We start from the raw sequence: 23,698 nt of genomic DNA, 5'->3' as shown, positions 1-23,698 counted from the left end.
TCGAGGGAGAGGGTTGCGCAGACCTGGCAGCCTGCTGCCTAGTCGAAGCTGGGGGAGGGGGCAGCCGCGCTGGCGTTGTTACGCACTCTAGCCTCACCCTCATCCAAGCTCCGCTAGTCGGCTGCGCCGCCAAGCTACGCTATCCTTCTCCCATCTAGGGAGAAGGTTTAGCTGAGCACACGTCTTGGAAGCAAAGCCCCATTGACCTGCCGCCCCGCTGACGCCACATCACGCGGACCATGGCAGGCCGTCCCGCTCATCCCAATGACAGCAACCCGCGCGCGCCCGACCGCTTCCTCGAGGAAGCGGCGACGTATAGCGTGCGCGGTGCCGATACGCCCGATCTCGACACCGGAATCGCCGCGATCCGCAGCCAGCTGAAGTCGCTGCCGACGCGCCCCGGCGTCTATCGGATGATCGATGCGCGCGGCGATGTGCTGTATGTCGGCAAGGCGCGGATGCTCAAGAACCGGGTGACCAACTACACCCAGGTCGATAAATTGCCGCGTCGCCTCCAGCGGATGGTGTCGCTGACCCGGTCGATGATGATCGTGACGACCAACAGCGAGGCCGAGGCGTTGCTGCTCGAGGCGCAGCTGATCAAGCGCTATCGCCCGGCGTACAACGTGCTGCTGCGCGACGACAAGAGCTTCCCCTATATCCTGCTGCGCGAGGACCATGACTTCCCGCGCATGTCGAAATATCGCGGCGCGCAGAAGTACAAGGGGCAGTATTTCGGGCCATTCGCCAGCGCCGGATCGGTGACCAGCACGCTCAATTCGCTGCAGAAACTGTTCCTGCTGCGCTCGTGCTCGGACAGCTTTTTCGCCAACCGCTCGCGGCCGTGCCTGTTGTACCAGATCAAGCGCTGCTCGGCGCCGTGCGTCGACCGCATCAGCAAGGCGGATTACGCGGCGCTGGTCGGCGATGCCCGCGCGTTCCTCACCGGCAAGTCGACCGACGTCCAGGCCAAGCTCGGCGCGCGGATGGAAGCGGCGGCGCAGGCGCTCGATTTCGAGAGCGCTGCGGCCTATCGCGATCGGTTGAAGGCGCTGACCTTCATCCAGGGAAGCCAGGCGGTCAATGCCAATGGAATAGCCGACGCCGATGTGTTCGCGATGGCGAGCCAGGGCGGCACGGTCTGCATCCAGGCGTTCTTCATCCGCGCCGGACAGAACTGGGGCCACCGCAGCTTCTTTCCCGCGCATGTGCAGGAGCTCGACGAGGCCGAGATCCTCACCAGCTTCCTGATGCAGTTCTATCAAGACATGCCACCACCGCGGCTGATCCTCACCGACCGCACGCCGTTCGAATGCGATCTGGTGGTCGAGGCGCTGTCGGCCAATATGGCGCACAAGCTCGAGCTGCTGGTCCCCCAGCGCGGCGAGCGCAAGCGGCTGATCGAGCAGGCGCAGCGCAACGCGCTCGAGGAACTCCAGCGCCGCGTCGCCGAAAGCGCGAGCCAGGCGAAATATCTCGCCGAGATGGCCGACCTGTTCGGGCTCGATGGCCCGCCGGACCGGATCGAGGTGTACGACAATAGCCATATCCAGGGCACCAATGCGCTGGGTGCAATGGTCGTTGCGGGGCCCGAGGGCTTCCGCAAGGCGGCGTATCGCAAGTTCAACATCAAGCGCGCCGACACCGTGCCCGGCGATGACTATGCGATGATGCGCGAGGTGTTCGAGCGCCGCTTTGCGCGCGCGCAGAGCGAAGATCCTGATCGCAGCGGCGGCGACTGGCCCGATCTGGTGCTGGTCGACGGCGGCAAGGGCCAGCTCAAGGCTGCGGTGGAAGCGCTGGCCACGTTGGGTATCGAGGATGTCGCTCTGGTCGGAGTCGCCAAGGGGCCCGATCGCAATGCGGGCCGCGAGACCTTCTTCATGCCCGATGGCAAGGAGTTCACGCTGCCGACCAACAGCCCGGTCTTGTTCTATCTCCAGCGGCTGCGCGACGAGGCGCACCGCTTCGCAATCGGCGCGCACCGCGGCAAGCGCAAGAAGGCGATGACCAGCAGCCCGCTCGACGAGGTCCCCGGCATCGGCCCCGCGCGCAAACGCGCGCTGCTGATGCACTTCGGCACGGCAAAAGCGGTGCGCAGCGCCAGCCTGCAGGACCTCCAGATGGCCCCCGGCGTCTCCAAGGCGATGGCGCAGATCGTCTATGACTATTTCCGGGGATGATTGCATTTCTATACCGTTTTGGTATTTTGCACGCCCATGCAGTTCGTGTTCGATCCGGCGAAAAGCGCACTGAACAAAGAGAAGCATGGCATCGATTTTGTCGAGGCACAGGCGTTTTGGGTTGGTCGGCTAGGCTTCATCATCGAGGCGCGACATGCCGGCGAGATGCGGTACGCGCTGATCGGTAAGATCGACGGTAAAGTTTGGACTGCAATCCATACAATCCGCAAAGGCGTTTTCCGCATCATTTCAGTGAGAAGGGGGCGTCCAGCAGAGGTGAAATATTATGAAGCCCAAGGTGATTAGCGCAGAAGAATTCGATCGGATGTTCGATGATGGCGAGGACATCAGCGAATACCTGGATTGGTCGACCGCGCGTCGGCTGCATGAGCCTGCAAAGCGGGTCAACGTCGATTTTCCCGGGGACATCGTGTCAAAGCTTGATCGTGCAGCAAAGCGCCGAGGTGTTTCGCGTCAGGCGCTCATCAAGATGTGGATCGTTGAGCAACTCGATAATGAGGCCAAGCTCGATACCGCCGCCTGACTGCGCGTTGACGCCACCCCAATGCCCGTAATCCGCACCTCCGCGATCGTCTGTACGGTGCGCAAGCATGGCGAGCATGGGGCGGTGGCGCGGTTGTTCACGCCCGAGCATGGTTTGCAGGCGGGCTATGTCCAGGGTGGGCGATCGACAGCGATGCGTCCGGTGCTGATGCCAGCGAATCTCGTGACGGCGGAATTGCGCAGCCGTTCGCCTGACCAGCTTGCCAGTCTGACGGTCGAGCTCGCGACCAGCCGCGCGCCGTATTATGCCGAGCCGCTGGCGGCGGCGGCGTTCGAGTGGGTGACTTTGCTGACGGCAACAGTTGCGCCCGATGACCAGCCGTTCCCCCGACTGTACGCGGCGCTGGCGGCGTTGCTCGAACTGGTCTGCGTTGCGCCCTCGGCGCGGTGGTGGGCGCGGGCGATGGTGCAGTATGAGGCGTTATTGCTGACTGAACTCGGTTTCGGGCTGGACCTGACGCGTTGCGCGGTGACGGGCGAGCGGGGGGATCTGGCCTATGTCAGCCCGCGCACCGGGCGCGCGGTGACGCTGCACGCCGCAGGGGTCTATGCCGAAAAATTGCTGGCGCTGCCTCCCTTCATGACCAGCGATGCCGAACCAGATTGGGAGCAATTGCTGCAGGGCTTTGCGCTCACCGGGCACTTCATCGAGCGCCAATTCTTCGCCGAACGTCGTGCGGATCCGCTTGCGGCGCGGGTGATGATGATCGACCGGCTGAAACGGATCGCTTGCTGAAATCCACCTTCACGCAAAACAATGTTGCTTGATTGCGCCACCGGACGCTATGCGCGCGGCGATAACTGACAGGGACACACCATGAAAATTGCAATCCTTCCGGGCGACGGCATCGGACCCGAGATCATGGCCGAGGCGCTGCGTGTGCTGCGCGCGCTCGATCTGCCGGGGACGGAACTGCACGATGGCCTGGTCGGCGCTGCGGCGTGGCGCGTGCACGGCCACCCGCTGCCGCCCGAGACGCTGCGCCTGATGCACGACTGCGACGCAATCCTGTTCGGCGCGGTGGGCGATCCCGCCTGCGATGGCCTCGATCGGCATCTGCGCCCCGAACAGGCGGTGCTGGGGATGCGCAAGGAATTGAGCCTGTTCGCCAACCTGCGCCCGGCCAAGGTATTTCCGGGACTTGAGGCGCACAGTTCGCTTCGCCCCGAGGTCGCAGGCGCGATCGACCTGATGATCGTGCGCGAGCTCAATGGCGATGTCTATTTCGGCGAGAAGGGCATGCGCACCACCGCTGATGGCCAGCGGGAGGGCTATGACATCATGTCGTACAGCGAGAGCGAGGTGCGTCGCATCGCGCATGTCGCCTTCCGCACCGCGCAAGGCCGGTCGGGCCGTCTGTGCTCGGTCGACAAGGCCAATGTGCTCGAAACCTCGCAATTGTGGCGCGATGTGATAATCGAGGTCGCGGCGGAATATCCCGATGTCACGCTCGAACATATGTATGTCGACAACGCCGCGATGCAGCTGGTCCGCGCGCCGGGCAAGTTCGACACCATCGTCACCGGCAACCTGTTCGGCGACATCCTCTCGGATCAGGCGAGCATGTGCGTTGGCTCGATCGGGCTGCTCGCCTCGGCCTCGCTGGGCGCGGAGCAGACCGCGTTCGGCACCAAGGGCGCGTACGAACCGATCCACGGCAGCGCACCCGATATCGCGGGCAAGGGGCTGGCCAATCCTGCAGCAATGATCCTCTCCGCCGCGATGATGCTGCGCCACAGCTTCGGGCTTGAGGCAGAGGCGGCGCGGATCGAGGCGGCGGTGGCGAGCGCGCTCAACGCAGGCGCGCTCGGCGCGGACCTTGGCGGGACGATGGGAACGGCCGCGATCGGCGACGCGGTGCTTGCGGCGCTGGATTGATCGTCAGCGTCCGGATGCCCTGTTTCCCGGCTACTGGGTCGCCACCCACCAGTGGTGGCCAGCCGGATCGGTGAATCCGCCTCTCAGGTCATCGTCGGACGTTTTCCGCACCGGGGTTTGAACCGGCGCGGCCCCGGACGCCAATGCGCGGTCATACACCGCTTGCGCATCTGGGACGTAAACGTGGACATGCACCTGCGCCGACAGGTACTCGGTCGCACCTCCGCCAATCATCACGATGCTGTCGTCGATTCGGAGCTCGGCGTGCATCAGCGATCCGTCCGGCCGATCAAAGCGGCGGACCAATGCTGCGTCGAACACGGCGATCAGGAAATCGATCAGCCGCTCGGGCTCGCCGCAGATTAGATATGGGCTAATCGAAGGATAGGCCGAAGGTTTCCAGTCATTCATGGCCATCCCTCCCCGATAAGCACCAAGCGCTTGGCCCTTAGTCCGCATAAGCAGTTTATCGCATGGTGCGCCGGAGTGAAGTGACTATCAGCCCCGCTCGCGCGCCACTTCGCGCCAGCCGATGTCGCGGCGGCAGAAGCCGGTGGGGAAGGTGATCGCGTCGACGGCGGCATAGGCCGCAAGCTGCGCCTCGATCAGGCTGCTGCCGGTGCCGGTGACGTTCAGCACGCGGCCGCCATTCGCGACCAGCGCCCCGTCCTTCATCGCGGTGCCTGCGTGGAAGACCTTTGCGTCGCTGACATTGCCGAGCGCGATCGCGCCGCCCTTTTCGGGAGTGCCGGGATAGCCCTTGGCGGCCATCACCACGGTCAGCGCATAGTCGTCCGAGAAGCGGGGAGGGGGGCAGTCCGCAAGCTCGCCCTTCGCGGTCGCCAGCAACAGTTCGGCCAGATCGCTTTGCAGCCGGGTCATCAGCACCTGGCATTCGGGGTCGCCGAAGCGGCAATTGTATTCGATCAGCTTGGGGCCCCCGCTGGTGAGCATCAGCCCGGCGAACAGCACGCCCGAATAGGGCATGCCTTCTGCTGCCAACGTCGCGACGGTCGGCGCGATGATCCGCTCCATCACCTCGGCTTCGAGCTCAGCCGTCAGCACCGGGGCGGGGCTGTATGCGCCCATGCCGCCGGTGTTGGGGCCGGTATCGCCTTCGCCGACGCGCTTGTGGTCCTGCGCCGATCCGAACGCGACGATCGCGCTGCCATCGGTGATCGCGAAGAAGCTCGCTTCCTCGCCCGTCATGAACTCCTCGATGACGACTTCAGCCCCGGCCTCACCAAACGCACCCGCGAACATGTGCCCGATCGCGTCCTCGGCCTCTTCGGCGGTTTCGGCGATGATCACGCCCTTGCCCGCGGCGAGGCCATCGGCCTTGATCACTACCGGCAGGTCGAAATCGGCCAAAGCCGCGCGTGCTTCGGCGGCATGGCTGGCGCGAACATAGCGCGCGGTGGGGATGTCGGCGCGGTCGCACAAAGCCTTGGTGAAACTCTTCGAGCCTTCGAGCTGCGCGGCGTTTGCGGAGGGTCCGAACACGGGAATACCCGCGGCGCGCAGGCTGTCGGCAAGCCCGTCGACCAAAGGCGCTTCGGGGCCGATCACGACCAGCCCGATGGCATTGTCCGCACAGAACGCCGCAACCGCCGCATGATCGGTCATCGCAAGCTCGACACAGGTCGCATGCTCTGCAATGCCCGGATTGCCCGGCGCGGCGAAGATGGTGTCTACCTGCGGGGATTGCGCCAGTTTCCAGCACAGGGCATGTTCGCGGCCACCGCTCCCCACCAACAGGATATTCATGCCCGACCCCTTTTCAGATGATGCTGCTTCGCGCTCGGGCGGGCTGTTAGCCCAGATGGCACCGGGCGACAACGCCCCGCCGCTGTCGGTGTCCGAAATCTCGAACCTGCTCAAGCGCACGGTCGAGGACCGCTTTGGCCATGTGCGGATTCGCGGCGAGATTTCGGGCTTCAAGCGCGCGGCGTCGGGGCACTGCTATCTCGCGCTCAAGGACGACAAGGCGCTGATCGACGGGATCATCTGGAAGGGCACGGCACAACGGCTGAACTTTGCGCCCGAGGACGGGCTCGACGTCATCGCCACCGGAAAGCTGACGACCTTCCCGGGGCGCTCGAAGTATCAGATCACGATAGAATCGCTAGAACTCGCCGGCGAAGGCGCGCTGATGCAGCTGTTCGAGAAATTGAAGGCGCGGCTTGCGGGCGAAGGCCTGTTCGATCCCGCGCGCAAGCGGCCGCTTCCGTTCCTGCCGCGCACCATCGGCGTGGTGACCTCGCCGACAGGCTCGGTGATCCGCGACATCCTCCACCGGCTCGCCGACCGTTTCCCCAGCCATGTGCTGGTCTGGCCGGTGCTGGTGCAGGGCGATGGCGCTGCGGCGCAGGTGGCAGCGGCGGTGCGCGGCTTTGGCGCAATGCCCGAGGCGAGCCGCCCCGACCTTCTGATCGTCGCGCGCGGCGGCGGCTCGATCGAGGACCTGTGGGCCTTCAACGAGGAACCGGTGGTCCGTGCGATCGCCGAAAGCCCGATTCCCGTGATCTCGGCGGTGGGGCACGAGACCGACACCACGCTCGCCGATTTTGCCGCCGACAAGCGCGCGCCCACGCCGACGGCTGCGGCGGAAATGGCCGTGCCGGTGCGCGCGGATCTTCTTGGGGCCTTGGGCGAACTTGGGCTGCGGGCCAGCCGCGCGGTCAACCGCGCCCATGGACTTGCGCGCGAACGGCTCGATGCGCGCGCACAGCGGCTTCCAAAGCTGCCAGATCTGCTCAGTCCGCAGCAGCAGCGCGCCGATGATCTGGGCGAGCGGCTGCGCGCGGCGCTCGGGCTGCAGCTCGCGCACGCGCGCGGAGCGCTGGGCCGGGTCTCGGGCGCCCTGCGCCCTGCGGTGCTCGATGCGCGGGCAGGGCTGGCACGCGAGCGGCTGGCGCGGCTGCAGCTGGACCCCGTCATGCTCGAACGGATCACGGCGCGGGCGGGCGAGCGGCTCGCCGGGCTGGAACGCGTGCTGGCGCAGCTCGACCCCGACGCCCCGCTGCAGCGCGGCTATGCGCGGGTCGCCGCTGCCGATGGCCGCACCTTGCTGGACCGCACCGCGGCCGCAGGCGAGCCGAGGCTGGCGCTGCATTTTCGCGACGGCGTGCTCGAGGTGATACCGGCAGATGGTGCGGTTTCGCCGCCGGGCCGCACCCCGCCGCATGCGCCGCGGCCCAAGGCCAAACCGACCGAGCCGCGACAGACCAGCCTGTTCTGACGGCAGGGCAGATTTGCGTGCGCGCGCGCAATATCATATTGTGCCTTCAAACAGCAGGAGCGCGTCGTAAACCTGCGATACACAAATGATGGAGCACTATTCCCCCATGCTGATGTCAAACCGAGATCGCGCTGCGCGTGTGCACTATATGCCCAATGGCTTTCGCCTGCTGAGCGCAGGAGACCACGTGCTGTGCGCACAGACCGGCCAGAAGATCGATCTGGAAGAGTTGCGCTACTGGAGCGTCGAGCGGCAAGAGCCTTACGCCACCTGCGAGATTTCGGTGCGCGCTGCGCTGGGGCAGGGCTGACATCGTGGTGCGGATCGGCATAGCAGCGAGCCTGATGTTCGCAGGCAGTGCCGGCGCAGTGCTCGCCCAGGCCGGGCCGGTGCGCGGCGATGCAGCGGTCGCCACGTCGGGGCAGGCCAGTGGCCCGGACTTTCTGGCACGACCCTTCGGAGCGGTACGGCCGCTTTCCAGCGGCATCCGGCTGAGCGGTCCGCCCGTGCAGGGCGCGCTGCTGCGGGGCAAGGTACCGACCGGCGTCGTGGCGCTGGATCTCGACGGTGTGAAGGTGCCCTTGGCAGAGGACGGCGAGTTTCTGCTCGGCTTTCATCGTGATGCGCCGACTTTGGGTGTCCTCACCGTCAACTTCGCCGATGGTACGGTCATGGCCGAACCACTCGCGATCGAACCGCGATCATGGCGGCGCGAGTTCATTGCGATTGCCGCGCGCGGCGGAGTCCCCAGCGAGGCCTTCATGGCGCGGCGCAAGCCCGAGCTGGAAATGATTGCCGCCGCTCGGCTGCGAGCTTCTGACAGCACTGGCTGGCGTCAGCCGTTCATCTGGCCTGCGACGGGCCGTGTGTCGGGAATTTTCGGATCACAGCGGGTTTATGCAGGCGAGCCCGGCGCGTTTCACAGCGGTGTGGATGTCGCGGGGCCGACTGGAACGCCGATCGTGGCGCCCGCCGACGGAGTGGTCATCCTGGCCGCGCCAACTCCATTCTCGCTCGAAGGCAATCTGCTGATGATCGACCACGGCATGGGCCTCAACAGCGCATTTCTCCACCTTTCATCCATCGACGTGAAGGATGGCGAGCGGGTTCGGCAGGGCCAGCAGATCGGCCGAATCGGCGCCACCGGTCGCGCGACGGGACCCCATCTGCACTGGAGCATGAAGTGGAACGACGCCAGGATCGACCCGCAAAATCTGGTCCCGGCGATGAGTGCCCTCGGTAAATAAGCTTCGTCGCTCAGCATGGGCCAACAGCGAGTGTTGCATTCACGCGACAACGATAAGTCTATCGAAGCTGAGACCGTCGTCTCGCGCTTTTCCAGGTAGCAGACTTCTGGGATCGATGACTCCAGCAACCATACCGCACCGATCGAACGCGGTGATCCACGCTGGGCCGGGGCGTTCGGCACGGATCTGCACTTCGGGCTGTCCGATATCGGCTAAAGGCTGCGCTCCATCGACAAGCAGTCGATCGACACGATCACATCGATCCGGACTGTGTCGGGGCGTCGCCCGACAAGCCCAGGTCTGGTTACGAAGTCTGCGACTTCGAAGCCGCTCCGTCACTCGACCCGGCGAACTCGCGTAAACCCGGTGCGGCCTTCAACCTTGGCCCGATATCCTCCCATCGCTCCGCGATCTATGACCAGCATCTGTCCGGGGCGTGGCGAGAAAATGAAACTGGGCGGGTCTGTCTGTTCCCATCGGCTGCCATTTTCGAGACTGATCACCAGCCGCTTGCTGCCGGGCAGGGTTCGCAGGTCGGAAACCTTGGAGGACAGCGACTTGAGCGGCTCGCCATCGGGGCCGCGCAGCAGCGTACTGTCCCCCACGGACAGGCCAAAGGCCGACTCGCGCGCCTTTTCGACTTCGCGCCGCTCGGCCACGATCACTTCGCCGGTCTTCTCAGCGTCTGCAAAAGCCGCGACCTGCTGATCGAAGCAGGCGAGCCGCGCTGTATCCTCGGTGATCGACCTGCACTGCAACATGCCTTCGAATACCGGTCCGGGGTTGGCTCGAGTCGCCTTCTTCTGCGCAATCGCAGCCGGTGACAGCACCAGCGCCGTTGCAACCGAAAGAGTGGCCAGCGCGACGAAATTACGGTGCCTGATCGCTCGCATGAATGAGTCTCCCACGTGTGAGTTTGCACCCTAAGCCACCCCAACATCGTTGCAAGCGAGGATTGCCAATGGGCGCGGAGGGGCGGCGCCGTTCTGTGACCTTTTTGCTACAGCCATCCGGAAACATCATGTTTGAAAGGCACAGAGTGTTGCGTTTCCGGCGCTTTCTTGCGTAAGCCAAGGTCAAGAAGGGTAAAAATGCTCTTCCAACCACAATTTTTTCAAAAGACGGTCGCTCTCGACGGCGACGCTCCAAGGGGAAAAACGCATGACGTCTCGTTTCAAAATCGGCCTGCTGACTAGCAGCCTGCTGGTGGCTGCTGGCAGCTTTGCTGCTCCCGCCATGGCGCAGGATCAATCGGATGAAAGCGCCGCATCGGACAACCAGGCTATCGTTGTTACCGGTTCGCGTATCGCTCGTACCGACCTGAGCTCGACCAGCCCGACCGCTGTTGTGACCGCAGAAGAGTTCCTGCTCTCTGGCGCCACCAACGTTGAACAGGTGCTGAACACGCTGCCGCAGGTTCTGCCTGGCGTCACCAGCTTCTCGAACAACCCCGGCAACGGTGCAGCCACGCTGAACCTGCGTAACCTGGGCGCACAGCGTACCCTGGTGCTGGTCAACGGCCGCCGCTGGATGTTCTATGATACCAACCAGATCGTCGATTTGAACACCATCCCGCAGTTCCTGCTCGAAGGCGTTGACGTTGTGACCGGCGGCCAGTCGGCCGTTTACGGCTCGGACGCGATCGCAGGCGTCGTTAACTTCCGTCTGCGTCAGGACATCGACGGCATCATCATGGGCGGCAACTACTCGTTGACCGGCAAGGGCGATGGCGCACGCTATGACGTGAACTTCGCAATTGGCACCCCGTTCGCTGACGGCCGCGGTCAGGTTACCGTCTATGGTAACTACCTCCGTCGTGAACCGATCTTCCAGGGCGCTCGTCCTTATTCGCGCTTCGCTGCTGGCGATGGCTGCGTCGTCGCTGGTTCGACCAACACCAGCACCGGTCTAGGCACCAATCTTGGTGGCGCCCTCGGTACCTGCACCGCACGCGGTGGTGAGGTTGGCCTGATTCCCGGCGGTTCGGCTGCAACGCCGATTGCAACTTTGCCCGGCGTCGGCGGCGGAAACGGTTCGATTTTCCAAAACACCGGTGGTGGCATTCGTCCGTTCGAGAATCCCGGCGATCTCTACAACTTCGCGCCTGACAACTATCTGCAGCTTCCCCAGGAACGTTACCTGTTCGGTGGTTATGGTAGCTATGAAATCACGGACGGCATCGAAGCCTACGCCGAACTCAGCTATGTCAATAGCAAGGTAAACCAGGAACTGGCTCCGACTCCGGGTGCGGTCCCTGGCGGTGTTTCCCTGCAGATCAACAGCCCATTCTTCAATGCTGCTACCCAGGCTGCATTGGCTGCGGCTGCCACGCCTGCTGATCTGGCGCTTGGTCGTTCACAGCAACTCGTGAACTACCGCTTCAACCAGAGCGGCCCGCGTAACTCTGAGCAGGGTCGCTCGGCATTCCGCATTCTCACCGGTGTCCGCGGCGAAATCGTCAGCAACATCAACTATGACCTGTATTACAGCTATTCGCGGACGGAAAACACGCAGTTCCAGCAGGGTAACGTTGCCATCAGCCGCTTCCGCGCGGCTCTGGAAACCGAAACCGTTGGTGGCGTGACTCGCTGCCGTGATGCTGCAGCGCGTGCTGCAGGTTGTGTGCCTTTGAATGTCTTTGGCCTGGGTCTGGCTGATCCTGCTGCGCTGGACTATGTCACGATCAACTCGACCAACCTGGAAACTTCGGATCTCCAGAATATCGTCGGTTCGATCAGCGGTACCCTCGGAAGCATCTTCGGCAATTCGGAGCCCATCGGTTTCGCAGTCGGTGGTGAGTATCGTCGCGTTTCGGCATCGTACGTTCCCGATACCTTCCTTTCATCGGGTGACGTGATCGGCTTCAACGCCGGCCAGCCCACCGGTGGCAGCTACAACGCCAAGGAAGCGTTCGCCGAACTTCGCATCCCTCTGGTGAGCGACTCGTTCATTCACCGTCTGGAAGTGACGGGTGCGGCACGTTATTCGGATTACTCGCTGGATAACGTCGGCGGCGTCTGGACCTACGCTGCTGGTGGTGAATTTGCTCCGATCCAGGACATCACCTTCCGCGGCCAGTATCAGCGCGCGGTTCGTGCACCGAACGTGCAGGATCTGTTCGGTGGCCAGTCGGTCGGCTTCCCGCAGGCAATCGATCCCTGCTCCAGCCGTACTCCTCCGGCTTTGCAGACCGATACCATTCGTGCGCTCTGCGTCGCCAATGGCGTCCCTGCTGGCAACGTCTTCACCGTTGCGGTGCAGCCGAACCAGCAGATCCAGGCACTGTTCGGTGGCAACCCCAATCTGGGCGAAGAAACGTCTGATACCTTCACCGTTGGTGCGGTTATCCGTCCGAGCTTCATCCCCCGCCTGAACATCACGGTCGACTACTTCAACATCAAGGTGAAGGACACGATCAGCCTGTTCGGTGGCGGTCTGAACAGCGCGTTGCAGCTCTGCTTCACCGTTGCTCAGGATCTGACCAACCCGATCTGCTCCATCTTTGCCGGTTCACGTGCACCTGGGACCGGGGCTATTGGTGAAGGTCAGGGCGGTGTGAACCCGCCTGTGCTTTCGGCAAACATTGCACGGTTGGAAACCTCGGGTATCGACGTTCAGGTCGACTACAACCTGCCGCTGAACTTCTCGCTCACCGGTTCGGACGAATCCCGCCTGACGCTGTTCTTCCTCGGCACGTATCTCGACGAGTATCGCACCACGGCTGTGGCTGCGATCCCCGAGCGGGTTACGATCGGTGAAGGCACCATCGCTCTGCCGAAATGGCGTCACACCGCCCGTATCGGTTATGTCGATGGACCGGCTCAGATCTCGCTGCGCTGGCGCTATAACGGCCCCGGTATCGATACCCGCATCATCAACACCTTCAATGGTTTGGTTCGTACCGATCAGGATCCTGCTCTGTTCCCGAACCGTCGCGTTGGTGCGTTCAACTACTTCGACCTGACCGGCTCGGTGGCCGTGACGGATAACTTCCAGTTGACCGCCGGTGTGAACAACCTGTTCAACAAGACCCCGGTCGTTCTTGGTGCGGCTCAGGAGCAGGGCAACAACTTCCCTGGCTTCTACGATCCGCTCGGCCGTGACTTCTTCGTAAGCGCACGTCTGAACTTCTGATCAGGTTCAAACTCAAAAGGAATGGCGGCGAACTTCGGTTCGTCGCCATTTTTTTGTGCCCTTGAATATGCGGGTCGCTCGCGGAGCTTGGGCGCCGATCAGGCGCGCAAAAGCCGACGGGGATGGCCCCGCCAGCTTGAACGTAACAATGTGATCAATATCAGCGGCTGAGAAGAGCGTCGAAGGCGACGGTCATCCGCTCGCCCTGCGCAAAGGGCCGGGTTCCGTGGAACATATAGCTGGGAAACAGAGCCAGACGGCCAGGTACCGGCTTGATCGTTTCCAGCGCTTCGAGCGGCAATTCCAGATCTGCCGGTGGCGCCCCGACCTCGAGCCAGCCCGCTTTGTCCGGTCCGTCGGCCTCCGGTGGCACGACGATGTAACAGGCCGAGCTCAACACACCCTGCGGATGAACGTGCGGGACATGGTAGCCGGCATCGGTCAGCCTGACCGACCAGGAGCCTGCAATCCGCAATCTGTCGTCGCGATGCTTGAGCAGGGGATGGCTGGCATCGCGCGGTGGCAGGCCTCGCCAGAAGCCGTCGACAGCTGCCTCGATCGCCCGGGCCAGCGTTTGCACCTTGCGATCCTGCCGCCAGAACAGACGGCCCTTGGTCTGCGTGCCGCCGCGGAGCGACTGGTCAACCGGGTGCGCCTTGGCGGTGTGAAGGCCGCGTAGAACCTCTTCGACCTGGGAAAGTGCGTCCGCATCAAGGTCCAGGGCACACGACTGAACAAGCCCGGGTTGACCGGCCAGCCAGTCATGGCGTGGGTCGCCGAGCAGGCGCCACGCCAATGCCAGATTGGCCCAACCGACGATATCGTCCGGGCTGCGTTCCACCAGGGCTTCGAGCAAGGCAGCCGCCTCGTCAGCCTCGCCCATCCGCAGGGCCAATCTTCCGCGCGTCTGCCGGGTCAGATCGGTGTCGGCCATCGCGGCCAGCGCCGCTTTTGCGTGCGCAAAGTTGCCGCACTCGCCTTCCAGCCTTGCGAATTCGAACGCCCAGTTTGCCTGCGGTCCGCATGCGCGTTCGCCATCGCGCAGCGTCTGCAGCGCCGTTCCAAAATCGTTTGCCGAAGCCAGTACGGCTGCGAGCGCTTCATACAGTCCGGGATGCTTGGGGTACTTCGCGATAGCCTCATGAATATGCGCGACATAAGCGTCACCCTCGGCCGCTTCGGCGCGCAGCTTGGCGAATTCGTGATGTCCCTCCAGCCACAACGGATCCTGTCGCAAGACATCCTCGAGAACGTCGAGGCCACTCAGGTCGCCTTTTTCCATCATTGCCTGGACAATGCCCAGGACGAGCACGCGGTCCCCCTGGGCTTGCTGCAGGGCGGCGATATGCCGGTCGACGGTGTCATCCGCGCCCGTCTCAAGCGCCAGCCGCGCGCGTCCTGCGAGCGCTACACGCCGTGTCGGCTCCTGCGCCAGCGCAAGATCGAAAGCGGCGATGGCGTCATAAGGGCGTTCCATGTCCTTCAGAACCGCGCCGCGCGCGGAATGCACCTTGGCCGAGCCGTGACCTGCCTCGATCATCCAGTCAAATGTGTCCAGCGCCTCCGGCCAACGCTTGAGCCGTTGCAGCGCCAATCCGCGGTTGTAGTGCGCGTCGGCAAAGGATGGATCGATCACCAGGGCCTTGTCGTATTTGTCGACCGCAGCGGCGTGGTCGTCGGCCGCTACCAGAAGATTTCCCCAGTTGACCAGGATCTGGACATCGTGCGGCTGATGCTGATGGGCCACAGCAAAGAGTTGGTTCGCCGCCGCATGGTCTCCAGCCGATTTACGGCAGAGAGCACGAAGGTGAAACACATCGGCATTGGGGCCGCCAATGTGTTCGACCTGGCCGAGCAGCCGTTCCGCCTCGGCCAGATGGCCGGCGGCATAGGCCTGCTGTGCGGCCACGAACCGCTGCTGAATATCCTGCATCAGAAACTTCCTCAAAAACTGGGACGGATGGCGTCGCCTATCTGTCGCGGAACCAGCCGGTGATCGACAGACGTCCCATCGGGGCAAAGGGCGGGACATAGCTGACCAGATGATCCTGCGGCACCGCAAAAAGGCTCAGGCTGTTGAACCGCGGTCGATAGCCGACGATGATGTCTCCATCCTCGTCCAGGAAATTGAGATAGCCCCCCCAGTCTGGCTTCCAGTCATCTGGGGCCAGGCTGAGCACATAGGCGATGCGCCAACCCTCGCCAACATGGCTGTCGCTGTGCTTGCCCAGAAACTGTGACGGACCGAATTGCGTCGCTTGAGCGTCGGCCTTGATCAATTCACCGATGCCGGTCACCGATCGTATAAGGTCCAGAAAGGGCTGATCGTTGATGTGCTCCAGCAGGATATCATGCGGAGAGTCCGGCGCCCAGCGGCCCAGATAGGCATCGAGGATCGGGTAACGGGCAAAGGTGAAAGCATAATCGCCGCGCTGCGCCGCGCCGACCACGCTCTCGGCGATGCGCTGTTGGTCAAATGGAGGAAGCGCCGACATCTCGTCGGGGCGCAAGCCATGGGGGCCATCTGCCCCAGCGTTCCAAGCAAGCCCCCACGGCGTATGCTGCGCAAGGATATGTCTCAATTCACGTGCCGCTTCGGGCTTAAGCACATTGCGAATCTGCAGTCGCCGGTCGACCGCAAATGCCTGTGCCAGGGCCTGCCTGTCGAGTTCCGGGTTCAGTTCCAGAAGATGGAGCGGAGCACGTGTGACAGACGACATGGAAAAGTGGCTTCCTGCATTGTGCTGGCGAGCGTCGTGCATAGCGGGGTCTGGGGCACCTCTCAACCCTGCGTTGGTCGGGAGGTTGGCGCGCCATAGCCTATCTGCGCGTTCAACGCCCCATCGATGGCGAACTGCGCTGACCTGGGGCACACCCCGTCGGCAGATCACCGCTGAAGCGGCGCATCATCGGGGCGTTTGCGCACCACGCAGCAGAGCGCCATGCCCGACGAGGCTGAGGACGCAACCGGCTTGATCCAATGTTCGGGCAGGTGCATGAGCCGTGGATGACTGCGATCTCGTTTTCTCTGAACCCTGACCTAGAACCGCGTCTGTTGCGCCAGGCATACAAACGGCACGGCCGCGTGCGGATTCAGGGTTTTCTGGCAAGCAGTGCGGCGGCCGCGCTGCATACCCAGCTTCTCGAGCGAACGGATTGGCTGCAGGTGATCAATTCTGGTGAATTGCTCTACGAGCTCGACAGGGATATCCGCGCGCAAATGGAACCCGGAAAGGCGGCGGCGCTGGATCAGGCCGTCTACGCAGGCGCTCGCAACGGCTTCCAGTTTCGCTTTGAGAGCATTCGTGTCCCGGATGATGCTGACGCCCGGCTCGCGAGTGCTGACCTCCTGGCGGGGCTCGCGACGTTCCTCTCCTCACCCGCAGTCATCGCGCTGTTCCATGACATAACAGGAGAGGGTGCTATCCGGTTCTCGGACGCACAAGCGACAGCCTACTCGCCGGGCGATTTTCTCACCGGGCACGATGATGCGGTGGATGGCAAGCATCGGTTCGCTGCTTATGTTCTTGGGCTCACACCCCGCTGGCGGCTTGAATGGGGCGGGCAATTGCTGTTCCACGGAGACCATGGCACGATCAGCCATGGGGAAATGCCGGGGTTCAACACGCTGGATCTTTTTACTGTTCCCCAGCTTCACAGCGTCTCGGAAGTGACGCGTGCCGCCGCCAATCGCCGCTATTCGGTGACTGGCTGGCTGAGAGGCTGATCCCCCTTACAGGTCGAACAACCCTTCCTGGGCGCCCTCGGGCGGATTGAGGCCCAGGTGCTTCCAGCCGCGCGCATTGAGGCAGCGGCCGCGAGCCGTCCGGGCGATGAGACCCAGCTGGATCAGATAGGGTTCGATCACGTCCTCGATCGTGTCGCGCGGCTCGGAAAGCCCCGCTGCCAGCGTCTCCACGCCAACAGGGCCGCCACGATAAATGTCTGCGATCATCATCAGGTAGCGGCGGTCCATCGCGTCCAGCCCCAGCCGGTCGACCTCCAGCCGGGTGAGCGCGGCGTCAGCGGCGGTCGCATCCACCATGGCTTGCCCTGCGACATTGGCGAAATCGCGCACCCGGCGCAGCAGCCGCCCGGCAACGCGAGGAGTACCCCGCGCGCGGCGGGCAATCTCGGTCGCGCCATCGGCGGCGATGCCCAGCCCCAGCAGGCGTGCGGCGCGCGTTACCACCGCTTCGAGTTCGCCCACGGTATAGAAATTGAGCCGCACCGGGATGCCGAACCGGTCGCGCAACGGCGTGGTCAACAGACCCTGGCGCGTTGTCGCCCCGATCAGCGTGAACGCCGGCAGGTCGATCCGAACGCTGCGCGCCGAGGGGCCTTCGCCGATGATCAGATCGAGCGCGCGGTCCTCCATCGCCGGATAGAGCACTTCCTCGACCACCGGATTGAGCCGGTGGATCTCGTCGATGAACAGCACATCGCCTTCTTCGAGGTTGGTCAGCAAGGCAGCGAGATCGCCGGATTTGGCGATCACCGGCCCCGAGGTCGCGCGAAAGCCCACGCCCATCTCGCGCGCGATGATTTGCGCCAGCGTGGTCTTGCCCAGCCCAGGAGGACCGAACAGCAGGACGTGGTCAAGCGCTTCGGACCGGCTGCGCGCGGCCTCGATGAACACCCGCAGGTTGTCGCGCGCTGCCGCCTGGCCGATAAACTCGGCGAGCGTCTTGGGTCGCAGCGCCGCATCCTGGTCTTCAGGGATGCGGTCGGGGGTGAGGAGGCGGTCTGTGGTCATTGTTCGGCGGTCATGGAGGTCGGTACGTCTCTGGCATGGTGCAGAATGCGAACGATTAGAACTTCATCGTCTGCGCTGCGAAAATAGATGCGATGCGACTTGTACCCGAAACTGCGCATTGCGAAACCCAGATGTTCCTCTGATGTACCGATTAACGGACTTGCTCGCAGGTGGCTGAAGGTGGCCCGTAACCCGTTCAGATACCGCTGGGTTGTGACAGCGCCAAAGGCCGCCTTGCTGTAGATCCTGATGTCGCGCAAATCGTTCTGCGCCGCAACTGCGATGCGCAGCCTAGCCACGCAGATCGGGGTCTTCGGCGATGATCGCGTCTAGAACATCTTCCGGCTCGGCATCGACGATACCGGATGCCAGCCCTTCCTCGATCTGAGCTCTCAACCATGCGCTGTCGTCCGCGGCCTGCTCCTGATCCCGGCGCAGCAGGTCGCGAACATAGTCTGTCGCGTCCGCATAAAGACCCTGAGCGATACGCGCGTCGATCCAATTCTTCAGAGAGGGTGGAATGGAGATGGTGAGCTCTGCCATGCACTAAAGTATAGCCCAAAGTGGCCTGAAGTCCAGCGGCGGCGGTTCACCGCGCCGCCTTCTTGAGCGCCAACCGCACCAGTGCGTCGAGGCTGGCGCCTTCGCCCAGTTCCTCCTCGGCGCCTGCCACCGCTCTTGCCGCGTCGGCGGGCTTGAAGCCCAGGTTCTGCAGCGCGGAGACGGCATCGGCGGCGTGATTGCCGACCAGCGCCGGGATACCCATGCCCGCCGGGCCAAGCGCCATTGCGCCCATCTTGTCCTTGAGTTCGTTGACGATGCGCAGCGCCAGCTTCGGCCCCACGCCCTGCGAACGGGCGATCATCGCCTTGTCGCCCTGCGCCACGGCCCGCGCGAGCTCTTCGGGGGTAAGCGCGGACAGGATCGCCAGCGCCACCTTCGATCCCACGCCCTGCACGCCGGTGAGCAGTCGGAAACCATCACGCTCGCTGGCCGATGCAAAGCCGATCAGCCGCATATCGGTCTCGCTCACCTGCATCTCTGTGTGCAGCACCACTCTGTCGCCCCGGGCAGCGAGGCCCGACAGCGTGCGCGACGAGGCGAACACCAGATAGCCGACTCCGCCGACATCGATCACCGCATGATCATGCCCGATGCTGTCGAGTGTTCCGGTGAGTTTGGCGATCATGCTGTATCTTTCCCTCTCCCTTCCGAGGGAGAAGTTGGGGTTAGCGCAGTTTATCATGCCCCGCCAGATGCGCATGGGTGATCGCCACCGCCAGCGCATCGGCCGCATCGGGTCCGGCGATCTTCACGCCTGGCAGGAGCACCTGCACCATCGCGTCGATCTGCGTCTTTTCGGCCGCGCCGGTTCCGACGATCGCCTTCTTGATCAGCCGCGGTGCATATTCGCCCACCCTCAATCCGGCCCGCGCCAAGCCCAGGATCAGCGCCCCACGCGCCTGCACCAGCTTGAGCGTCGATTGCGGGTTCTTGTTGACGTAGATTTCCTCGATCGCCGCGCTGTCTGGCCGATAGTCGGTGATGATCGCCGCCAGCGCGGTGTCGAGCTCCAACAGGCGCGAAGGCAGAGTGGCCTTGGCGTTGGTCTTGATCTGGCCGTTGGCGATGTGGCTGAGGCGGTTACCCACCGAGCGGATAACACCCCAGCCGGTGGTCCCAAGGCCAGGGTCAATGCCGAGGATGATCAAAGCCCCTCCCCTTCAGGGGAGGGGTTGGGGTGGGGAAGTAACTTCCCAGGCCATCGATCAGGTAAGCTGTCCAACTTTTGCAGGATCAGATCAAGGACCGCTTCAACGCTCTGCCCAACCTCGTAGTTCGTAAACCGCATGGTGACGTATCCCAGTTCGGCCAGAGCGGCATCGCGTTTCGCGTCCCGCACAGGGTCATGCGTGTCACCATCCACCTCCACGATCAGTCCTTTGGACGGGCACAGGAAATCACAGATAAACGGACCGATGACCGATTGACGGCGGAACTTGTAGCCGCCGAGTTGCGAGCTCTTCAGATACTTCCAGAGGACAATTGCGAATGGGGTCGGGTTGTTGCGCAATTCCTTTGCGAACAGAGACAAGCGAAGTGTGTTGTCCATTCCCCACCCCAACCCCTCCCCTGAAGGGGAGGGGCTTTTTTCGAGCTACCCCAGCTTTTCCATCACCTCGTCGGAAACCTCGTAATTGCCCCAGACGGTCTGGACGTCATCGTCATCGTCGAGCGCGTCGATCAGCTTGAACAGCGTCTGCGCATCGGCTTCGGCGACATCGACGCGAACCTGTGGGCGCCAGGCGAGCTTGACGCTCTCGGCTTCGCCCAGCGTCTTTTCCAGTTCGCCGGAGACCGCGTGAAGGTCTTCCATGTTGGTCCAGATGTCGTGGCCGTCTTCGGTGGATTCGATGTCGTCGGCGCCGGCTTCCATGGCCGCTTCAAGCACCTTCTCCTCGTCGCCGACGCTGGCGGGATAGCTGATCAGGCCCATGCGGTCGAAGCCGTGGCTGACCGCGCCCGATGCGCCCAGGTTGCCGCCGTTCTTGCTGAACGCGGTGCGGACATTGGTGGCGGTGCGGTTGCGGTTGTCGGTGAGCGCCTCGACGATCAATGCGATGCCGCCCGGGCCATAGCCTTCATAGCGGATTTCTTCATAGTCTTCGCCGCCGGCAGCCGAGGCCTTGTCGATCGCGCGCTGGATGTTGTCCTTGGGCATCGACTGGGCCTTGGCGGCATTGACCGCAAGGCGCAGGCGCGGGTTCATGTCGGGATCAGGCATCCCCATCTTGGCGGCCACGGTAATTTCGCGGCTGAGCTTGGAAAACATCGCCGAGCGCTTTTTGTCCTGCGCGCCCTTGCGGTGCATGATGTTCTTGAATTTGCTATGGCCTGCCATGGCGGATGTCTGCCTGTATAGTTGAGGTGATGCGAATGCTGGTGCGCGCCTTTACACCAGCCAGATGGTTCATAGCAACCGCTGCCACCAGCCGACATCGCGCCAGCCGTCCAGCTTCCAGCCGACTTCGCGGTAAATTCCGACCGGTGTCATACCCATCGCCTCGTGCAATGCGATGCTGGCAGGGTTGGGCAGGGCGATCCCGGCAAACACCGCGTGGATGGATCGCGCGCGCAGCCGATCGAACAAGGCGGTGTACAGTGCCCGGCCGAGGCCCATGTTTTGTCCATGAGGCGCGACATAGACCGCGATATCAGCAGATGTGGAATAAGCTGCGCGGACCCGGTGGGGGCTCGCATAGGCATAGCCTGCAATGTCCCCGTCGAGCTCGGCTACAACCCAGGCATGCGTGCGGCCATTGCTGGCAATCCTGGCGGACATTTCAGCCGCATCGGGCGCGTCCGTCTCGAAACTCACCCAGGTCTCAGTCACAAAGGGTGCGTAGATCGCGGCGAGCGCTGCCCCGTCTGCCGGATGGGCATCACGGATATGCAGCGCCGCCATCGTTCCGGATCAGCCCAGGCCCAACGCAGCCTTGTAGGTATCGAGGATCAGCTCCATTTCCTGGCGATCGTGCGGCTCCATTTTGCGCAGACGCACGATCTGGCGCATGATTTTGGGGTCGTAGCCCTGCGATTTGGCTTCGGAATAGGTGTCGCGAATATCGTCGGCGACGCCCTTTTTCTCTTCTTCCAGACGCTCGATACGCTCGATGAAAAGGCGCAGCTGGTCGTCAGCCGACATGATGGGTTCGCTCATGATATGTCTTTCAGTCGGGGTGGGGCACCGGGCGAATCTCCCGGCGCGAAAAATGGTGGACCGCTCCCTTAAGAGTGGTCGGCGTTCTTCGCCACGCTTTCCTTCATCCGGGCAAGCTGTTCTTCGCTAGCCTCGCCCTGGTAGCGCGATTTCCACTCCGCAAAGTCCATGCCGTAGATCAGGCGGCGCGCGGAATCGCGATCTTCGGCGCCGCCGGCCTCCTGCACCCAGTCGGCCAAGCAGTTGCGGCAGAACCCGGCCAACCCCATCAGATCGATGTTTTCGGCATCGTGGCGGTGACGCAGATGGCGCACCAGGCGGCGGAACGCGGCTGCGGCCACGTCATCGGGAATGTCGACATCCATTGGCGGAGCAGGGACGGTCTGTGTCATCACATTATTTCCATACAGGTTTTGCGATTGGTGACGCTCTGGCCTAAGCATCGCTCGACATATGCCGCTGCGATGCAAGAGGTCGCAGCACAGACCAGTGCAGGGGAAATCAGTTGAGCAGGACTATCGCCAAGCGCAGCCGCAAGGTCAAGATTCTCGCAACGCTGGGACCGGCCAGCAACAGCCCGGAAATGATCGAACGGCTGTTCCGGGCGGGTGCCGACGCCTTCCGCGTCAACATGAGCCATGGCGACCACGCGACCCATGCGAAGACGATCAACACCATTCGCCAGATCGAAACCAAGCTGCAGCGGCCGATCACGGTCCTGTGCGATCTGCAGGGGCCGAAACTGCGCGTCGGCACCTTCGAGGGCGGCAAGGCGTTCCTCAAGCATGGCCAGCATTTCACGCTCGATTCGAACCCGGCGCCGGGCAATGACGAGCGCGCCTATCTGCCGCACAAGGAGATCTTCGCGGCGCTCGACAAAGGCCAAAGGCTGCTGATCGACGACGGCAAGATGGTGATGCGCGTGCTGCGCCCGGGCGAGAGCGAGATCCTGTGCTCGGTGGAGGTCGGCGGATTCATCTCGGACCGCAAGGGGCTCAACGTGCCCGACAGCCTGGTGCCGATGGCGGCACTGACCGAAAAGGACCGCCGCGATCTGGCTTTCTCGCTCGAGATGGGCGCGGACTGGATCGCGCTGAGCTTTGTCCAGCGCCCCGACGACGTCGCCGAGGCGCGCAGCCTGATCGGTGGCCGCGCGGCGTTGATCGCCAAGATCGAAAAGCCTGCCGCCCTGAACTCGCTTGAGGAGATCATCGAGCTTTCCGATGCGGTGATGGTCGCGCGCGGTGATCTGGGCGTGGAAATGGCGCCCGAGGAGGTGCCGGTGATGCAGAAGCGCATCGTCGAAACCGCACGCCGTTCGGGCAAGCCGGTGGTCGTTGCGACCCAGATGCTCGAATCGATGATCACCAGTCCGTCGCCGACCCGCGCCGAAGTCTCCGATGTCGCCAACGCCGTTTATGATGGCGCCGATGCGGTGATGCTGTCGGCCGAGACCGCAGCGGGCGACTGGCCCGAGCTGGCGGTCAGCATGATGGACCGGATCGCGACGCAAGTGGAAAGCGACCCCGGCTATGCCGCGCGCGTGCACTTCATTGAGACACTGCCAGATTCCACGACCGCAGATGCCCTGTCGGCAGCCTGCGCCGAAATCGCCAAGACGGTCAGGGTCAGCGCGGTTGTCTGCTTCACTCTGTCGGGATCGACCGCGCGACGGGTGTCGCGCGAGCGGCCCTCGGTGCCGGTGATGGTGCTCACCCCGTCGCGCGAGACGGCGCGGCGCGTCGGGCTGCTGTGGGGCGCCTATCCGGTGGTCACCCGCGACATCGGCAGCTTCGAGGAGATGATCGGCAAGGGCAAGCGCATGGCGCTACGGCACGGCTTCGGCGAGGCCGGCGGCCGGATCATCACGCTGGCAGGTGTTCCGTTCGGTACGCCGGGGTCTACCAACGTGCTGCACATCGTCACGCTGACCGGCGAAGAACTGAAGGGTTACAAGGACTGATAGGCCTGCC

Annotated in this window: 26 protein-coding genes; 11 read left to right on the top strand and 15 right to left on the bottom strand. The window is 63.4% G+C overall.

The genetic code is table 11. The annotated features are described in order from the left end of the window. Positions 1–239: 239 nt before the first annotated feature. The 5 genes from uvrC (at position 240) to leuB (ending at position 4,626) form a co-directional block, all read left to right on the top strand. The gene (gene uvrC, locus QUV11_RS04035; protein WP_300880682.1) at positions 240–2,183 is read left to right on the top strand and encodes an excinuclease ABC subunit UvrC; all 1,944 of its coding nucleotides are present in this window, start codon (positions 240–242) and stop codon (positions 2,181–2,183) included. Then, the gene (locus tag QUV11_RS04030) at positions 2,184–2,489 is read left to right on the top strand and encodes a BrnT family toxin (protein WP_300880681.1); all 306 of its coding nucleotides are present in this window, start codon (positions 2,184–2,186) and stop codon (positions 2,487–2,489) included. Further along, complete coding sequence (locus tag QUV11_RS04025; protein WP_300880680.1) at positions 2,470–2,727, top strand: CopG family antitoxin; 258 nt, start codon at positions 2,470–2,472, stop codon at positions 2,725–2,727. Before QUV11_RS04030 ends, QUV11_RS04025 begins: the two co-directional genes overlap by 20 nt. A 21-nt stretch (positions 2,728–2,748) precedes the next feature. After that, positions 2,749–3,483: a DNA repair protein RecO gene (recO, locus tag QUV11_RS04020; RefSeq protein WP_300880679.1), complete on the top strand. Its 735-nt coding sequence runs from the start codon at positions 2,749–2,751 to the stop codon at positions 3,481–3,483. Between the two features lie 81 nt (positions 3,484–3,564). Further along, positions 3,565–4,626 carry a 3-isopropylmalate dehydrogenase gene (gene leuB / locus QUV11_RS04015; protein ID WP_300880678.1) on the top strand — a complete coding sequence of 354 codons (1,062 nt, stop codon included), beginning with the start codon at positions 3,565–3,567 and terminating at the stop codon, positions 4,624–4,626. Between the two features lie 30 nt (positions 4,627–4,656). On the opposite strand, the gene QUV11_RS04010 is transcribed toward leuB, so the two are convergent. Together QUV11_RS04010 and purD are read right to left on the bottom strand one after the other, a co-directional pair. Continuing rightward, on the bottom strand, positions 4,657–5,037 hold the full coding sequence (locus tag QUV11_RS04010) for a VOC family protein (RefSeq protein ID WP_300880677.1): 381 nt from the start codon (positions 5,035–5,037) through the stop codon (positions 4,657–4,659). 87 nt (positions 5,038–5,124) lie between these two features. Further along, positions 5,125–6,393 carry a phosphoribosylamine--glycine ligase gene (gene purD / locus QUV11_RS04005; protein ID WP_300880676.1) on the bottom strand — a complete coding sequence of 423 codons (1,269 nt, stop codon included), beginning with the start codon at positions 6,391–6,393 and terminating at the stop codon, positions 5,125–5,127. Here purD and xseA point away from each other — a divergent pair. The 3 genes from xseA to QUV11_RS03990 all read left to right on the top strand — a co-directional run bounded on the left by xseA (position 6,392) and on the right by QUV11_RS03990 (position 9,114). Next, entirely contained in the window at positions 6,392–7,867 is a 1,476-nt protein-coding gene (xseA, locus tag QUV11_RS04000; protein WP_300880675.1) for an exodeoxyribonuclease VII large subunit, read from the top strand. The genes purD and xseA overlap by 2 nt on opposite strands. Positions 7,868–7,973: 106 nt before the next feature. After that, positions 7,974–8,177 (top strand): DUF2093 domain-containing protein, encoded by a 204-nt coding sequence (locus tag QUV11_RS03995; protein WP_300880674.1) that lies wholly within the window; start codon positions 7,974–7,976, stop codon positions 8,175–8,177. Between the two features lie 34 nt (positions 8,178–8,211). Continuing rightward, positions 8,212–9,114 carry a M23 family metallopeptidase gene (locus QUV11_RS03990; protein ID WP_300880673.1) on the top strand — a complete coding sequence of 301 codons (903 nt, stop codon included), beginning with the start codon at positions 8,212–8,214 and terminating at the stop codon, positions 9,112–9,114. A gap of 335 nt (positions 9,115–9,449) precedes the next feature. Here the strand turns inward: QUV11_RS03990 and QUV11_RS03985 are convergent, their stop codons facing one another. Continuing rightward, positions 9,450–10,007, bottom strand: a complete 558-nt coding sequence (locus QUV11_RS03985) for a hypothetical protein (RefSeq protein WP_300880672.1) — start codon at positions 10,005–10,007, stop codon at positions 9,450–9,452. A gap of 268 nt (positions 10,008–10,275) precedes the next feature. Here QUV11_RS03985 and QUV11_RS03980 point away from each other — a divergent pair, with 268 nt between their 5' ends. Continuing rightward, entirely contained in the window at positions 10,276–13,248 is a 2,973-nt protein-coding gene (locus tag QUV11_RS03980; RefSeq protein ID WP_300880671.1) for a TonB-dependent receptor, read from the top strand. Positions 13,249–13,408: 160 nt separating this feature from the next. Here QUV11_RS03980 and QUV11_RS03975 read toward each other — a convergent pair whose 3' ends face one another. Both QUV11_RS03975 and QUV11_RS03970 read right to left on the bottom strand, forming a co-directional pair. Beyond that, entirely contained in the window at positions 13,409–15,280 is a 1,872-nt protein-coding gene (locus tag QUV11_RS03975) for a putative 2OG-Fe(II) oxygenase (RefSeq protein ID WP_300880670.1), read from the bottom strand. Then, positions 15,219–15,968: a 2OG-Fe(II) oxygenase family protein gene (locus QUV11_RS03970; protein WP_300880669.1), complete on the bottom strand. Its 750-nt coding sequence runs from the start codon at positions 15,966–15,968 to the stop codon at positions 15,219–15,221. Before QUV11_RS03970 ends, QUV11_RS03975 begins: the two co-directional genes overlap by 62 nt. A gap of 287 nt (positions 15,969–16,255) precedes the next feature. On the opposite strand from QUV11_RS03970, the gene QUV11_RS03965 reads away from it, so the two are divergent. Next, complete coding sequence (locus tag QUV11_RS03965) at positions 16,256–16,975, top strand: 2OG-Fe(II) oxygenase family protein (RefSeq protein WP_300880668.1); 720 nt, start codon at positions 16,256–16,258, stop codon at positions 16,973–16,975. Between the two features lie 6 nt (positions 16,976–16,981). On the opposite strand, the gene ruvB is transcribed toward QUV11_RS03965, so the two are convergent. The 10 genes from ruvB to QUV11_RS03920 form a co-directional block, all read right to left on the bottom strand. Then, on the bottom strand, positions 16,982–18,004 hold the full coding sequence (gene ruvB / locus QUV11_RS03960) for a Holliday junction branch migration DNA helicase RuvB (RefSeq protein WP_300880667.1): 1,023 nt from the start codon (positions 18,002–18,004) through the stop codon (positions 16,982–16,984). Further along, on the bottom strand, positions 18,001–18,303 hold the full coding sequence (locus QUV11_RS17180; protein WP_367279840.1) for a type II toxin-antitoxin system RelE/ParE family toxin: 303 nt from the start codon (positions 18,301–18,303) through the stop codon (positions 18,001–18,003). The genes ruvB and QUV11_RS17180 overlap by 4 nt, the downstream gene beginning before the upstream one ends. After that, positions 18,296–18,547, bottom strand: a complete 252-nt coding sequence (locus QUV11_RS03955) for a type II toxin-antitoxin system ParD family antitoxin (protein WP_300880666.1) — start codon at positions 18,545–18,547, stop codon at positions 18,296–18,298. Before QUV11_RS03955 ends, QUV11_RS17180 begins: the two co-directional genes overlap by 8 nt. 46 nt (positions 18,548–18,593) lie before the next feature. Continuing rightward, a complete protein-coding gene (gene ruvA, locus QUV11_RS03950) occupies positions 18,594–19,193 on the bottom strand; it encodes a Holliday junction branch migration protein RuvA (RefSeq protein ID WP_300880665.1) in 600 nt (199 codons plus the stop codon). A gap of 40 nt (positions 19,194–19,233) precedes the next feature. Further along, positions 19,234–19,716, bottom strand: coding sequence for a crossover junction endodeoxyribonuclease RuvC (gene ruvC / locus QUV11_RS03945; protein WP_300880664.1), 483 nt, complete (start codon positions 19,714–19,716; stop codon positions 19,234–19,236). Then, entirely contained in the window at positions 19,713–20,117 is a 405-nt protein-coding gene (locus tag QUV11_RS03940; protein ID WP_300880663.1) for an endonuclease domain-containing protein, read from the bottom strand. The genes ruvC and QUV11_RS03940 overlap by 4 nt, the downstream gene beginning before the upstream one ends. Before the next feature lie 45 nt (positions 20,118–20,162). Then, positions 20,163–20,906 carry a YebC/PmpR family DNA-binding transcriptional regulator gene (locus tag QUV11_RS03935; RefSeq protein ID WP_300880662.1) on the bottom strand — a complete coding sequence of 248 codons (744 nt, stop codon included), beginning with the start codon at positions 20,904–20,906 and terminating at the stop codon, positions 20,163–20,165. A gap of 69 nt (positions 20,907–20,975) precedes the next feature. Continuing rightward, positions 20,976–21,470: an arsinothricin resistance N-acetyltransferase ArsN1 family B gene (locus QUV11_RS03930; RefSeq protein ID WP_289618915.1), complete on the bottom strand. Its 495-nt coding sequence runs from the start codon at positions 21,468–21,470 to the stop codon at positions 20,976–20,978. Between the two features lie 9 nt (positions 21,471–21,479). After that, positions 21,480–21,725, bottom strand: a complete 246-nt coding sequence (locus QUV11_RS03925) for a DUF2312 domain-containing protein (protein WP_289618916.1) — start codon at positions 21,723–21,725, stop codon at positions 21,480–21,482. Positions 21,726–21,793: 68 nt separating this feature from the next. Next, positions 21,794–22,117 carry a DUF1244 domain-containing protein gene (locus tag QUV11_RS03920; RefSeq protein ID WP_300880661.1) on the bottom strand — a complete coding sequence of 108 codons (324 nt, stop codon included), beginning with the start codon at positions 22,115–22,117 and terminating at the stop codon, positions 21,794–21,796. Positions 22,118–22,230: 113 nt separating this feature from the next. Between QUV11_RS03920 and pyk the strand changes: the two genes are divergently transcribed. Further along, positions 22,231–23,688 (top strand): pyruvate kinase, encoded by a 1,458-nt coding sequence (gene pyk / locus QUV11_RS03915; protein WP_300880660.1) that lies wholly within the window; start codon positions 22,231–22,233, stop codon positions 23,686–23,688. Positions 23,689–23,698 lie beyond the last annotated feature (10 nt).

This window comes from Blastomonas sp., from assembly GCF_030373265.1.
GTDB lineage: Bacteria > Pseudomonadota > Alphaproteobacteria > Sphingomonadales > Sphingomonadaceae > Blastomonas.
This window is presented reverse-complemented; position numbering and strand designations above follow the sequence as displayed.

Bases quoted from the DNA above. Each gene is read 5' to 3' on its own strand.
- QUV11_RS03980 (WP_300880671.1), top strand. From the start codon at position 10,276: ATGACGTCTCGTTTCAAAATCGGCCTGCTGACTAGCAGCCTGCTGGTG.
- QUV11_RS03955 (WP_300880666.1), bottom strand. From the start codon at position 18,547: ATGGCAGAGCTCACCATCTCCATTCCACCCTCTCTGAAGAATTGGATC.
- QUV11_RS03975 (WP_300880670.1), bottom strand. From the start codon at position 15,280: ATGTCCCGCCCTTTGCCCCGATGGGACGTCTGTCGATCACCGGCTGGT.
- QUV11_RS03935 (WP_300880662.1), bottom strand. From the start codon at position 20,906: ATGGCAGGCCATAGCAAATTCAAGAACATCATGCACCGCAAGGGCGCG.
- xseA (WP_300880675.1), top strand. From the start codon at position 6,392: ATGCCCGACCCCTTTTCAGATGATGCTGCTTCGCGCTCGGGCGGGCTG.
- purD (WP_300880676.1), bottom strand. From the start codon at position 6,393: ATGAATATCCTGTTGGTGGGGAGCGGTGGCCGCGAACATGCCCTGTGC.
- QUV11_RS03985 (WP_300880672.1), bottom strand. From the start codon at position 10,007: ATGCGAGCGATCAGGCACCGTAATTTCGTCGCGCTGGCCACTCTTTCG.
- QUV11_RS03925 (WP_289618916.1), bottom strand. From the start codon at position 21,725: ATGAGCGAACCCATCATGTCGGCTGACGACCAGCTGCGCCTTTTCATC.
- QUV11_RS04025 (WP_300880680.1), top strand. From the start codon at position 2,470: ATGAAGCCCAAGGTGATTAGCGCAGAAGAATTCGATCGGATGTTCGAT.
- ruvA (WP_300880665.1), bottom strand. From the start codon at position 19,193: ATGATCGCCAAACTCACCGGAACACTCGACAGCATCGGGCATGATCAT.
- QUV11_RS03970 (WP_300880669.1), bottom strand. From the start codon at position 15,968: ATGTCGTCTGTCACACGTGCTCCGCTCCATCTTCTGGAACTGAACCCG.
- QUV11_RS03965 (WP_300880668.1), top strand. From the start codon at position 16,256: ATGACTGCGATCTCGTTTTCTCTGAACCCTGACCTAGAACCGCGTCTG.
- leuB (WP_300880678.1), top strand. From the start codon at position 3,565: ATGAAAATTGCAATCCTTCCGGGCGACGGCATCGGACCCGAGATCATG.
- QUV11_RS03995 (WP_300880674.1), top strand. From the start codon at position 7,974: ATGCTGATGTCAAACCGAGATCGCGCTGCGCGTGTGCACTATATGCCC.
- QUV11_RS03920 (WP_300880661.1), bottom strand. From the start codon at position 22,117: ATGACACAGACCGTCCCTGCTCCGCCAATGGATGTCGACATTCCCGAT.
- QUV11_RS03930 (WP_289618915.1), bottom strand. From the start codon at position 21,470: ATGGCGGCGCTGCATATCCGTGATGCCCATCCGGCAGACGGGGCAGCG.
- uvrC (WP_300880682.1), top strand. From the start codon at position 240: ATGGCAGGCCGTCCCGCTCATCCCAATGACAGCAACCCGCGCGCGCCC.
- ruvB (WP_300880667.1), bottom strand. From the start codon at position 18,004: ATGACCACAGACCGCCTCCTCACCCCCGACCGCATCCCTGAAGACCAG.
- QUV11_RS04010 (WP_300880677.1), bottom strand. From the start codon at position 5,037: ATGAATGACTGGAAACCTTCGGCCTATCCTTCGATTAGCCCATATCTA.
- QUV11_RS03990 (WP_300880673.1), top strand. From the start codon at position 8,212: ATGTTCGCAGGCAGTGCCGGCGCAGTGCTCGCCCAGGCCGGGCCGGTG.
- recO (WP_300880679.1), top strand. From the start codon at position 2,749: ATGCCCGTAATCCGCACCTCCGCGATCGTCTGTACGGTGCGCAAGCAT.
- QUV11_RS03940 (WP_300880663.1), bottom strand. From the start codon at position 20,117: ATGGACAACACACTTCGCTTGTCTCTGTTCGCAAAGGAATTGCGCAAC.